10 protein-coding genes and 1 pseudogene are annotated in these 12,446 nt (G+C 62.7%); 9 read left to right on the top strand and 2 right to left on the bottom strand.

Going from position 1 to position 12,446, the window contains the following annotated elements:
• The first annotated feature begins 415 nt into the window (after positions 1–415).
• The 3 genes and pseudogenes from AC07VS_RS12010 to AC07VS_RS12000 all read left to right on the top strand — a co-directional run bounded on the left by AC07VS_RS12010 (position 416) and on the right by AC07VS_RS12000 (position 3,581).
• The gene (locus tag AC07VS_RS12010) at positions 416–2,818 is read left to right on the top strand and encodes a hypothetical protein (RefSeq protein WP_494751037.1); all 2,403 of its coding nucleotides are present in this window, start codon (positions 416–418) and stop codon (positions 2,816–2,818) included.
• Positions 2,819–2,876: 58 nt separating this feature from the next.
• Positions 2,877–3,149 (top strand): annotated as a pseudogene (locus tag AC07VS_RS12005) (integrase core domain-containing protein); the annotation flags it as partial.
• Between the two features lie 288 nt (positions 3,150–3,437).
• On the top strand, positions 3,438–3,581 hold the full coding sequence (locus AC07VS_RS12000) for a hypothetical protein (RefSeq protein WP_494751036.1): 144 nt from the start codon (positions 3,438–3,440) through the stop codon (positions 3,579–3,581).
• A gap of 42 nt (positions 3,582–3,623) precedes the next feature.
• Here AC07VS_RS12000 and argC read toward each other — a convergent pair whose 3' ends face one another.
• Positions 3,624–4,565 carry an N-acetyl-gamma-glutamyl-phosphate reductase gene (gene argC / locus AC07VS_RS11995; protein WP_494751035.1) on the bottom strand — a complete coding sequence of 314 codons (942 nt, stop codon included), beginning with the start codon at positions 4,563–4,565 and terminating at the stop codon, positions 3,624–3,626.
• A gap of 97 nt (positions 4,566–4,662) precedes the next feature.
• On the opposite strand from argC, the gene AC07VS_RS11990 reads away from it, so the two are divergent.
• Positions 4,663–5,550: a LysR family transcriptional regulator gene (locus tag AC07VS_RS11990; protein ID WP_494751034.1), complete on the top strand. Its 888-nt coding sequence runs from the start codon at positions 4,663–4,665 to the stop codon at positions 5,548–5,550.
• 16 nt (positions 5,551–5,566) lie between these two features.
• Here the strand turns inward: AC07VS_RS11990 and AC07VS_RS11985 are convergent, their stop codons facing one another.
• Entirely contained in the window at positions 5,567–7,075 is a 1,509-nt protein-coding gene (locus AC07VS_RS11985; protein WP_494751033.1) for a sensor domain-containing diguanylate cyclase, read from the bottom strand.
• A 429-nt stretch (positions 7,076–7,504) separates the two neighbouring features.
• Between AC07VS_RS11985 and AC07VS_RS11980 the strand changes: the two genes are divergently transcribed.
• The 5 genes from AC07VS_RS11980 (at position 7,505) to AC07VS_RS11960 (ending at position 12,377) form a co-directional block, all read left to right on the top strand.
• Entirely contained in the window at positions 7,505–8,704 is a 1,200-nt protein-coding gene (locus AC07VS_RS11980; protein ID WP_494655493.1) for a substrate-binding domain-containing protein, read from the top strand.
• Between the two features lie 92 nt (positions 8,705–8,796).
• A complete protein-coding gene (locus AC07VS_RS11975) occupies positions 8,797–9,561 on the top strand; it encodes an ABC transporter ATP-binding protein (RefSeq protein ID WP_492345034.1) in 765 nt (254 codons plus the stop codon).
• Positions 9,558–10,289, top strand: a complete 732-nt coding sequence (locus AC07VS_RS11970; RefSeq protein ID WP_494751032.1) for an ABC transporter ATP-binding protein — start codon at positions 9,558–9,560, stop codon at positions 10,287–10,289. The genes AC07VS_RS11975 and AC07VS_RS11970 overlap by 4 nt, the downstream gene beginning before the upstream one ends.
• Positions 10,286–11,281 carry a branched-chain amino acid ABC transporter permease gene (locus AC07VS_RS11965; RefSeq protein ID WP_494751031.1) on the top strand — a complete coding sequence of 332 codons (996 nt, stop codon included), beginning with the start codon at positions 10,286–10,288 and terminating at the stop codon, positions 11,279–11,281. The genes AC07VS_RS11970 and AC07VS_RS11965 overlap by 4 nt, the downstream gene beginning before the upstream one ends.
• Before the next feature lie 16 nt (positions 11,282–11,297).
• On the top strand, positions 11,298–12,377 hold the full coding sequence (locus AC07VS_RS11960) for a branched-chain amino acid ABC transporter permease (protein WP_494751093.1): 1,080 nt from the start codon (positions 11,298–11,300) through the stop codon (positions 12,375–12,377).
• Positions 12,378–12,446: the final 69 nt, after the last annotated feature.

Raw genomic sequence — 12,446 nt, 5'->3', positions numbered from 1 at the left:
TAGGATTGGGTTGATGGGCTACGTTTTGGCGCGGCGGGCGCGGCGGGGCGGGGGGTGGTGGGGCATTGGTGCCCGCGGGAGGTGATTGCACAGGACTGGCGTGCGTCGGCGGTGGTGCGGGAGGGGGTGGCTGGTTTAGGCTGGTTGAAGTCTTTCGCGTGCTGATCGCGGACAGGGACTATCGAGCATGAGCGGTCATCTGCTTGAAGCGCATCAATATTTGGTGCAGGCTGAGGCTTACCAACTGCCGCTTCACGGCACGCCTGTGCTTGAGATCGAATTCAAAATGCTATGCACGACACCGCTGGTAGCGCAGTGGCATTTGGGTGTCACAATTTCCAACGGCTCAAGGGTGTCTAGGAAACTTGGGGCTACTCAGTCAGCGGTCCGCTACACACAAACATGAGGGAGAGGAATGACAAAAACGACTAAAGAACAGCGACGCAAGAAGAGAAAGGAAAAAGAGTTGCTGAGTCAGAAGCGACGGCAGGCTGCGCGAGGGAAACGTGTTGCTCCTTGGGAAGCACCCAAGATGAAAATGTTTCAGCTGCCACAGTTGCTCAAAGATGGCGTGCCCCTTGAGCAACGACTCGATCTCATGCGATCAATCGGGAAGGACGCGGGGGTCAAGTTCGCCGCCCTTTACCCACAAACCACAAAATGGGTCACCCAGTACGACCCAGTCTACGTACTTTCGATGTGTGCCTTCTACCTGATCGCGTCCCCGGAGGGAACTGATCGCGAGGCAACGGGAGAGCTTGAGTTTCATCATCACTATTTGGAATTGCTCCAAGCATTCGCTCTTTGCCAGCTTAGAAATCGTTCCGTGCAGCCACTGCGTGAGCAGTTCCTCGTGCTTAAAGACCACATGCAGGAGGTTGGCAAGCACATGTCGCTTCGGAGTCTCGAAATACCAGAGCGGCTGACATCAGATGAAGAAATCAGCGCCTATAGGCTTCGGACCAAGATGATGAGTCAGACAACAGCGGTTCGGAACTGGGCCTATATGCACCAGATGACCAAAGTTCTCCTTGACCTTGCACATTCGATAGAACCTGCATTTGAGGCTGCCTATGGAGTAGCGCCGCATCGGTTCTTCAGCATGCTGCTGCAGATCGCGGAGGAGGTGCAAGATCGGCTCGACGACTACATGGCAAAGATGCGGAAATGCGCGGCTCAGCGTGATTCCCTCGCAATCATCGCGGCATACAACGACGCCTTCCCTGAGAACATACCGATTACTGAAGAGCAGGCTGCATGGCTCTGGAAGGAGTCCGGGAAGAAACGGCTGAATCTGCTGTCGATGCTGATGATGCATGCTGAACTCAAGCTCGCAGACGTCTACTCGTTTTCCATTGACCGGGCGCTTGAAATTGCCGGGGAGGGGACAGACAAAGCGGCGCTGCAAGCTCTGTTGGAGAAAATCTCGTTTCGCTTCGGCGATCTGGCGAACGCGAACAAAGAGCATTTCGTGCTCTCAAATCCCGTACTTGATCGCCCATTCATCAGTCTTGAAGATGGAACCTACTTCTCTTCGGTATGGGGCGTCTTGCCTCACCTTTTGCTTGACATCCTAGAAGATCTCGTTTGGGAAGACAAAGGGCTGCGAGATCTGTACACGAAGTCAAAGGCACAATATCTTGAGGATGAGCTCGAACGAATCGTTCGAGCAGGCTTCCCAAACGGGCAGGTGTTTACCGGTAGCACATGGCAGACCAGCACTGGAGTAACCTACGAGAACGATCTGACCGTGGTCATTGACTCGTTCGCCATCGTCTTTGAAGCCAAATCTGCCTCCGTAAGCGATCCGGCAAGACGCGGGGCTCCATCGCGGTTATCAGAAACGTTGAGGGAGTTGATCGAGTCACCTTCAGAACAGGCACATCGTTTCATAGAGCGGCTGAAAAGCGAGCCCGGCATCCACAAGTTCAGAACCAAAAGAGGTGTGGTGAACGAGATTGATAGCGGAGCAATCAAGCACTACATACCGATCGGTGCAACGCTCTCACATCTCGGATCGATTGGTTCTAACCTGAAGAAGCTGATCGCCGCCGGGATCATCGACAAGAAGTTGGAGGATCTGGCACCGTCAATCAGCATCACTGATCTTGAGTCGGTCTTCGAGCTGCTTACACGCGAGGTAGAAAAGGTCCACTACCTAGCGCGTCGGCGTGAATTCGAAGCACACATGGACTACGAGGGAGATGAGCTCGATCTGCTTGGCTTCTACTTGGACAACGGTTTCAACATTGGGGACACGGAGTACAGCAAAGACGTCATTTTGAACATGCTACTGAAGTCCAAAGAGTTGGACCCGTATTTCATAGGATCTCGCGAAGGACGTCCCGTACCAAAGCCACGGCTTGCGATGACCGATTGGTGGGACGCGATCCTGAATCGGGTGAGCGAGGCAAGGTTCGAAGGTTGGCTTGAGACCGGTTTCATCTTACTCAACACGACAAAGGAGGACCAAGAGAAGTTCGAGGTTGAGTTCAAAAAATTGTCAAGGCGGGTTCAGGAGGGCACGGCAAGTCACTCCCACAACTGGGTGGTCTGGGAAACAGGGCCTACGCGACGACGTTACGTTATCGTGGGCTACCCCTATGTCGTGGCTAACAGGGAGCAGAGAAATTCCATACTTGCCGAGACAATTGAAATCGATGCTAATACGGACGCGCGTGGTGTTGCAGTCATCGGTGTGAACATAAAGCACCCGCATTACCCATATGACGTTCTAGCGCGGCGTGTTACAACCAACTTGTTTGACACACTGACCTTAGACGCAAGTGCTACTTCGTCTGAGGATGTGGGGGCTTGATAAGCCCGTCACCGTGGGGGCTCGTTGTGCTGCACGAGTACTTTCAAGTGCCTCAAACGATACCATGCGAATTGCTCGTTCCCTGGGTTTCAAGCCCGTCAACACGCCGGTATGGAGCCCACAAAGCAACGGCATGGCAGAGAGTTTCGTGAAGACCTTCCGACGCGATTACGTGAGCAGAATGGACCTCATCGATGCCACACTGGTTCTGGCCCAGTTGCCAGCGGCGTTCGAGCACTTCAATGAGGTGCATCCCCATTCGGGCCTGAAAATGCGCTCACCGCGTGAATTCAGGCAACATCGCCAGCGTATGGGCCAGTCAAACGGCTAGGCGCTCAATTGCGAATAGACCGTGTCCAGTCATACGGGGCAATTTCACGACGAGGTTTGACAGCCTCTTGAACCACTGCAGAAAAGCGTGTTGCCCACCGGCCTGACGAAGCTTCCACTGTCAGCACCGGTCTGGTGACATGGTGTGTTTGCACGTATTCAACGAACGAGGCTCTGCATGTCAAAACCGAAACGCCATCCAAACAAGCCAGCCCCAGCCAGGCAGCGCCGCGTCAGCCGGCATCCTCATTCGGCAGACCAGCCGCATGAGTCCCCACGGCGGGTGGCCATGCCCCACATCCTCGCCATCGCCGACGCCCTCTACCCCGTGCGCGAAGCCGCGCAGGCCTATGGCGCGCTGGCGCATTTGTTGATGAACCAGCCCCATGACCACAACGACACGCCCGAGGCGGCTCAGGGGGCCTTGGGCTGAGTGAGTGAGCCACTTTTGGGTGGTGGGTGGTCTCAGGCGGCCTCAGGCCGCACTTTGTCGAGCCAGCATCAGGTCCAGGTTCTGCACTGCGGCGCCTGAGGCGCCTTTGCCCAGGTTGTCGAACACGGCGGCCAGCAGCACCTGGTCGGGGGCATCTTGGCCCAGCACGGCCAGGCGCAGTTGGTTGCTGCCGTTGAGGGCTTCGGGGTCCAGGGTCTGCAGGGCTTGGGCTTGGTCTGGGCTCAGCAGCTCGATGTGGCGGTGGCCGGCGTAGTGGCGGGCGAGGGCCTGGTGCAGGGTGGCGGCGTTGGTGCCGGGGGCCAACTGGCGCAGGTGCAGGGCCACGGTCAGCACGATGCCTTGCCTGAAGGCGCCGTAGGCCGGCACAAAGGCGGGGCGGGTGCTCAGGCCGGCGTGCTGCTGGATCTCGGGGGTGTGCTTGTGCTGCAGGCCCAGGCCATACACCTGCAGGGCAGGGGGGCGCTGGCCTTCGGATGTAGCGTTTTCAAAGGCCTGCACCTGGGCGCGCCCGCCGCCCGAGTAGCCCGAGATGGCGTGGATGTTCAGTGGGGTGTCGGCCGGCAGCAGGCCGGCTTGCACCAGGGGGCGCAGCAGGCCGATGGCGCCGGTGGGGTAGCAGCCGGGGTTGCTCACGCGGCGGGCCTGGGCGATGCGCTGGGCCTGGCCCGGGGCCATCTCGGCAAAGCCGTAGACCCATTGCGGGTCGGTGCGGTGGGCCGAGCTGGCGTCGATCACGCGCACGGCGGGGTTGCGGATGGTGGCGGCGGCCTCGCGGGCCGCGGCGTCGGGCAGGCAAAGGATGGCGATGTCGCAGGCGTTGATGGCCTCTGCGCGGCGTGCCGGGTCTTTGCGCTCGGCCTCGGGCAGGGTCAGCAGGCGCAGGTCGGTGCGGCCGCGCAGCCGCTCATGGATCTGCAGGCCGGTGGTGCCTTGGTCGCCGTCGATGAAAACAAGGGGGTGCATGACGTTTCTCCTGGTGGGTTGGCCCGCATCTTCCAGCCCTGACTAGAATAAGAAAAGTTGAATTTCATGAAGAGTTTGTTTGTGATTTCTGAATGTCATGCGTGAACTGAGCCTGGACCGCCTGCGCACCCTGGTCGCCATCGTCGACCTGGGCTCGTTCGCCGCTGCGGCCCGTTCGCTGAACCTGGCGCCGCCCACGGTCAGCTTGCATGTGGCCGAACTCGAAGAGCGCATTGGTGCGCCACTGCTGCTGCGTCAGCGTGGCCAGGTGCAGCCCTCGGGCATTGGCGACACCTTGGTGGCGCGGGCCCGCTGCTTGTTGGCTGATGTCGATCAAACCCTGGACGAGCTGCGCGGGCAGGTTGAGGGGCGCACCGGGCGCGTGCGCCTGGGGGCCTCCACCGGGGCGATTGCCCACTTGCTGCCACAGGCCCTGGAGCAACTGGGCCGCGAGCACCCGGGCATCGACGTGCAGGTGGCGGTGCTGACCTCGCAAGAGACCCTGTCGAGCCTGGCCGCCGGCCGGCTGGACATCGGCCTGGTGGCCCTGCCGCAGCCCGTGACGGAAGGTCTGCAAGTGCAGCCCTGGCGGCGTGATCCGGTGATGGCCTTTGTGCCGGCGGCCTGGGGCAAGACCCCGGCCCGCATCACGCCGGCCTGGCTGGCCGAGCGCCCTTTGATCCTCAACGACGCCAGCACCCGCTTGTCACGCCTCACCTCGGAGTGGTTTGCCAGTGCCGGGCTGCGCCCCACGGCCCGCATTGAGCTGAATTACAACGACGCCATCAAAAGCCTGGTGGCGGCCGGCTATGGCGCCACGCTGTTGCCGCATGAATCGACGGCCCCGCCGCCCGACCCTCGCATTCGCATGCTGCCGGTGCGCCCGGCCTTGTGGCGCCCGCTGGGGCTGGCCTATCGCAGCGCGGCGCTGGAGCCGGCCACCGAGGTGGTGCTGACGGTGTTGCGCGGGTTCAGGCAGGGCTGAGAGCGCTGGCATCGGATCACGATGTGCCCCCGGCCGCCAGCACCGATCGGTTCCGCCCGCCTTGCTTGGCCTGGTACAGCTCTTTGTCGGCGCGTTGCAGCAAGGCATCGAACGAGCTGTCTTCGGGGCTCAGCGAGGCGATGCCGATGCTCACGGTGAAGCGCACCGCGCTGCCATCATCGGCGCGGACGGTGCCCGAGGCCTCGGCCCTGGCGCGCAGGCGCTCGGCGATGAGTTGGGCGCCCGAGGCGTCGGTTTCAGGCAGCATGAGTGCAAACTCGTCACCGCCCAGGCGCCCGCACAGGTCATGGCCCCGGATCACCGCGCTTGTCAGGTGGACCAGCTCCTGGATGACGCGGTCGCCGGTGGGGTGTCCCCAGCGGTCGTTGATGGTCTTGAATCGGTCGATGTCCAGCATCAACACCGACAGCGGATGGTGGTAACGCCGGGCCCGGTTGAATTCGCGATCGGCAATCGCCACAAAGTGGCGGCGGTTGGCGATGTCGGTCAGGGTGTCGGTGTTGGCGAGCTTGCGCATCTCTTCGCGCTGGCGCCGGGTAGCGCGTTGAACGCGCAGCGCCAACAGGGCCATGCCCGACAGCAGGAGGTAGCCCCCGGCAAACTGCAAGGCGCGGTGCAGCCAGCCCGACAGCACGCGCGATCGGTCAAACCCGACGATGACAATGAATGGAAACTGTTCCAGCCGGCTCATGCCGAAGATCCGCTCCCGCCCATCGATGGGCGACTGGGCCGTGAAGGTGGCACTGCCATGGACCTCGGAAAACGGCGGCTCGCTCGGTGGGGGCGCGGTGTGTTGCCCGATCGCTTCGGGCAGGGGCGGGTTGCGCGCCAGCAGCGTGCCATCAGAGTCGACCAGGGCCAGCACATCGCCTGGCTCGACTTCGATGGCGGCAATCCACTGTTGAGCGTGCTCCAGGTCCACCACCACCATGGCTCCACCCAGCAAAACGCCGTCTGGCGAGCCCAGTGTGCGTGACATGAGAACCACCGAACGGGCCGAGACCGAGCGGTCAGGCGGCATGTACTGGATGTGCAGGCTTTGGCCGGGCTCGACGTGGGCATCGGAGCAGAAGCGCTGGCGGCTTTTGGTGCCGCGCGTCGGAGAACGGGCGCTGGCGGCGAAGATGCAGTTGCCATTGAACAGCACCAGGTCGGTCAGGCCGGCCACGGTGTCCACCTTTTCTTTGAGCAGGGCCTCCAGGCGTGCAGAGACCTGGCCGTCGGGCTGCGGGTAGGCCAGGTCCTGGCCCACATCGACCCTGCCCAGGACATCCCTCAGCACGTAATCGGCGGCCAGAAAGGTGTCGCCGAACGATCGGTTCATCAACTGGCTTTTGTTGATGGCCAGCCACGATCGCTCGGCGGTGATGCGATCGCGCTCCTGCATGAAGTCGATCACGAGCCAGCCGCCAATGACCAGCAACAACAGCAACAGCACGCCGTAGCTGTCACTGCGGGCGAGGGACAGGCGTGCCCGGAGGGCCGACACGACATCAGCCCTCATGGTCATCGATGAAAAGGTGCACGCAGAAAGTCAGCACAAGGGCCTCGGGTGTGCCCGAATCCAGGTTGCAGTAGGACGCCGCGGCCCGCCAGTGCGACAGAGGGCAGGCGAGGTTTTGTCACGTTTAATTACAAATCCAGATCCTACCCGAAGGGCGGGGCGCAGCATTGCGGCGCCCGGTGCCGTCCGGCGGGTGCCACGAGGGTCAGATGCTTGACCGCGGAGAGGTGCCCTGACTTTGGGGCCTGGCGCAGGCTGGATTGGAGTGTTCTTAATTCAGACATGTGTCTGAAATTAAGACAATTGAGATGTCTAAAATTCAGTCATTTATTTGAAATTTGGAAGAAAATCGATAAAAATCAATTACTTACAAACAGGCACGGCTTGTGCAATGATGGTGCTCGACAGCCAACACAACAGGAGACATCCATGCACCGTCGTGCTCTCATCGGCCTGCCCGCGCTCGCCGCACTGGTTTGCAGCGCCTTCAGCGCCGCCCCGGCGTTCAGCCAATCGGGCGATATCCGCATTGCCCACGTCTACAGCAAGACCGGCCCCCTGGAGGCCTACGGCAAGCAGACCCAGACCGGCTTCATGATGGGCCTGGAGTACGCCACCGGTGGCACCATGGCGGTCAATGGCCGCAAGCTGGTGGTGCTCGAAAAAGACGATCAGGGCAAGCCTGATCTGGGCAAATCGCTGCTGGCGTCGGCGTATTCCGATGACAAGGCCGACCTGGCCGTGGGCCCTACCTCGTCGGGTGTGGCGCTGGCCCTGCTGCCGGTGGCCGAAGAGTACAAGAAGGTGCTGATCGTCGAGCCCGCCGTGGCCGACAGCATCACCGGCGACAAGTGGAACAAATACATCTTCCGCACCGGCCGCAACAGCTCGCAGGATGCGATCTCGAATGCGGTCGCGCTCGACAAGCCCGGCGTCACCATCGCCACCCTGGCCCAGGATTACGCTTTCGGCCGTGACGGCGTGAAGGCCTTCAAGGACGCCCTCAAGACCGCCAAGCTGGTGCACGAGGAATACCTGCCCACCAGCACCACCGACTTCACCGCCGGGGCCCAGCGCCTGATCGACAAGCTCAAGGACCAGCCGGGCCGCAAGGTGATCTTCATCATCTGGGCCGGGGCCGGCAACCCGTTCAAGATCGCCGATCTCGACCTGAAGCGCTACAACATCGAGATCGCCACCGGCGGCAACATCCTGCCCGCCATGGCCTCGTACAAGAACTTCCCCGGCATGGAAGGCGCCACGTACTACTACTTTGGCATCCCGAAGAACCCGGTCAACGAAGCCCTGGTGTCGCAGCACTACAAGCAGTTCAAGGCCCCGCCGGACTTCTTCACGGCTGGTGGTTTCAGCGCGGCCATGGCCGTGGTGACGGCGCTCAAGAGCACGAATGGCGACACGGCCACCAACAAGCTGATCAAGGCCATGGAAGGCATGAGCTTTGACACCCCCAAGGGCAAGATGACCTTCCGCAAGGAAGACCACCAGGCCCTGCAGAGCATGTACCACTTCAAGATCAAGGTGGACCCGGCCTTTGCCTGGGGCGTGCCCGAGCTGGTGCGCGAGATCAAGCCCGAAGAGATGAACGTCCCGATCCGCAACAAGCGCTGATCGTCCACGGTGCCGCCGCTGCGCGGCACCTGCCTTTCCATCACGCTCCCGCAACGCTGCCTCGGCCCCCGGGGCGGGTTCAGGAACCCACCATGCTGCAAACCCAAGATCTCACGGTCCGCTTTGGCGGGCACGTGGCGGTGAATGCTGTCTCGTGCAGTTTTGCACCCGGCACGCTGACCGCCATCGTTGGCCCCAATGGTGCCGGCAAGACCACTTTCTTCAACCTCGTGTCGGGGCAGATCGCCGCCAGCAGCGGCTCGGTGCACCTCAACGGGGTGGACCTGAGCCATGCGCCGGTGTCGGTGCGCACCCGGGCCGGCCTGGGGCGTGCCTTTCAGCTGACCAATCTGTTCCCCAACCTCACGGTGCTGGAGAACGTTCGTCTGGCCGTGCAGGCCACGCGCAGCGGGGCCCACCGGCATGGCCTGAACCTGTGGAGCATCTGGAGCGATCACCGCGCCCTGACCGAGCGCGCTCACCAGATCCTGCAGGACGTGGCCATGGTGCACCAGCAGGAGGTGCTGGTGTCCAGCCTGCCGCACGGCGATCAGCGCAAGCTCGAAGTGGCCCTGCTGATGGCGCTGGAGCCGCAGGTGTTCATGTTTGACGAGCCCACCGCCGGCATGAGCCATGACGAGGCCCCGGTGATCCTGAACCTGATCCGGGCCCTCAAAAAAGACAAGAGCAAGACCATTTTGCTGGTCGAGCACAAGATGGATGTGGTGCGCGAGCTGGCCGACCGCATCATCGTGCTGCACAACGGCACCCTGGTGGCCGATGGCGACCCGGCCACAGTGATCGCCCTGCCGGTGGTGCAAGAGGCCTACCTGGGCGTGGCCAAGGAGGCAGCATGAGTCAGAACACCCATCTGCTCGAACTCAAAGGCGTGCACACCCACATCGGGGCCTATCACATCCTGCACGGGGTGGACCTGGCCGTGCCCCGGGGGCAACTGACCATGTTGCTGGGGCGCAATGGCGCGGGCAAGACCACCACGCTGCGCACCATCATGGGCCTGTGGCAGGCCTCGCAAGGCAGCCTGCATTTCGATGGGCGCGACATCAGCAAGCTGCACACGCCGCACATTGCCGGCCTGGACATCGCCTACGTGCCTGAGAACATGGGCATCTTCTCCGACCTCAGCGTGAAAGAGAACATGCTGCTGGCCGCCCGCAAGGCCAGCCGCGTGGCGCAGATCGACGAGCAGCGCCTGCAGTGGATCTTCGGCCTGTTTCCGGCGGTGCAGAAGTTCTGGAACCACCCGGCCGGCAAGCTGTCGGGCGGGCAAAAACAGATGCTGGCGGTGTCGCGTGCCATCGTCGAGCCGCGCAAGCTGCTGATCATCGACGAGCCCAGCAAGGGCCTGGCGCCCGTGATGATCAACAACATGATCGACGCCTTTGCCCAGCTCAAGGCCAGCGGCGTCACGATCTTGCTGGTCGAACAGAACATCAACTTCGCCAAACGCCTGGGTGACACCGTGGCCGTGATGGACGACGGCCGCGTGGTGCACGCCGGCAGCATGGCCGAGCTGGCCGAAGACGAAGCATTGCAGCGCTCGCTGCTGGGGTTGGCGCTATGAACTTCGATATCAACTTCAAAGACCTGGACTGGAAGCCCCTGGCCCTGGTGCCGCTGCTGGCCTTGCTGGCCCTGCCCCTGGTGGGCTCAGGCTCGACCTGGCTGACGCTGACCGTGGCCGGCCTGGCCATGGGCATGATCGTGTTCATCATTGCCTCGGGCCTGACCCTGGTGTTCGGCTTGATGGATGTGCTGAACTTCGGCCACGGTGTGTTCATTGCCCTGGGGGCCTTTGTGGCCACCAGTGTGCTGGGCAGCATGACCGACTGGACCCAGTCGGCCGAGTTGTGGCGCAACCTGGTGGCGGTGTTCCCGGCCATGCTGGTGGCCATGGCGGTGGCGGGCGCCCTGGGCCTGGCGTTTGAGCGCTTCATCGTGCGCCCGGTGTACGGCCAGCACCTGAAGCAGATCCTGATCACCATGGGCGGCATGATCATCGGCGAAGAGATCATCAAGGTGATCTGGGGCCCGCAGCAGATCCCGCTGCCCCTGCCTGAGGGCATGCGCGGCGCCTGGCTGTGGGGCGATGCCGCCATCGAGCGCTACCGCGTGGTGGCGGTGGGGGTGGGCCTGCTGGTGTTCGGTGTGCTGGCCTACACCTTGAACCGCACCAAGATCGGCCTGCTGATCCGCGCAGGCGTGCAAGACCGCGAGATGGTCGAGTCGCTGGGCTATCGCATCCGGCGCCTGTTTGTGGGCGTGTTCGTGGTGGGCAGTGCCCTGGCTGGCCTGGGCGGCGTGATGTGGGGCCTGTACCAGCAAAACGTGGTGCCCCAGATGGGCGCCCAGGTGAATGTGCTGATTTTCATCGTGATCATCATCGGCGGCCTGGGCTCGACCGGGGGCGCGTTGATCGGGGCCCTGCTGGTGGGGCTGATGGCCAACTACACCGGCTTTTTGCTGCCCAAGCTGGCCCTGTTCTCCAACATCGCCCTGATGGTGGCGGTGCTGCTGTGGCGCCCGCAGGGCGTGTACCCAGTGACCAACCGCTGACGAGGCCCCCATGCACATGCTGAAACGATTGATTTCCAACGACCTGCCGCGCAGTCGCGTGCTGGCCGTGCTGCTGATCGGGCTGCTGTTGGCCCTGGCTTTCACGCCTTTTCTGTTCCCGGGTGTCAAGGCGCTCAACGTGGCCGCCAAGGTGCTGGTGTTCGTGGTGCTGGTGGCCAGCTTTGATTTGCTGCTGGGCTACACCGGCATCGTGAGCTTTGCCCACACCATGTTCTTCGGCATCGGGGCCTACGGCATCGCCGTCGCCACCACCCGCCAGGGCCCCACCTGGGAGGCCCTGGCCGTGGGGCTGGGGGCCTCGCTGCTGCTGTCTCTGCTGCTGGCGCTGGCGGTGGGCCTGTTCTCGCTGCGCGTGCGGGCGATCTTCTTTGCCATGATCACCCTGGCCGTGGCCTCGGCCTTCCAGACCCTGGCTTCGCAACTGTCCGAGCTGACCGGGGGCGAGGACGGCCTGACCTTCAAGGTGCCCGAGCTGCTGTCGCCCAGCTTCGAGTGGGCCGATGAGCCCTTCATGGGCGTGTCGCTCGACGGGCGCCTGATCTGCTACTACCTGCTGTTCGTGCTGGCCGTGGTGCTGCTGCTGGCCCTGCTGCGCATCGTCAATTCACCCTTCGGCCGGGTGCTGCAGGCCATCCGCGAGAACGAGTTCCGCGCTGAAGCCATCGGCTACCGGGTGGTGGTGTACCGCACCGTGTCGAGCATCCTGTCGGCCTTGTTCGCCTGTGTGGCCGGGGCCATGCTGGCGCTCTGGCTGCGCTACAACGGGCCCGACACCTCGCTGTCGTTCGAGCTGATGCTCGATGTGCTGCTGATCGTGGTGATCGGTGGCATGGGCACGGTCTATGGGGCGGCCATCGGCTCGGCCCTGTTCCTGGTGGCGCAAAGCTACCTGCAGGATCTGCTGCGCCTGGGCAGCGAGGCCACGGCCAGCCTGCCCTGGCTGTCTTCGCTGTTGTCGCCCGACCGCTGGCTGCTGTGGCTCGGGGTGTTGTTCGTGCTGTCGGTTTATTACTTCCCGACCGGGGTGGTGGGGCGGCTGCGCGCGCCCGCCCGAGGCCAGAAGGCGCCGCACTGAGCTTGCACTGAGGCCGCGCTTTGGGAGGTCAATGTGGGTTCGGGGTGCTGCCAGATCTGGGCAGGCCCG

This window comes from Curvibacter sp. GW821-FHT01G03 (genome assembly GCF_059422285.1).
The sequence above is the reverse complement of the archived record's forward strand: the minus strand, read 5'-3'. Positions and strand labels throughout refer to the sequence as shown.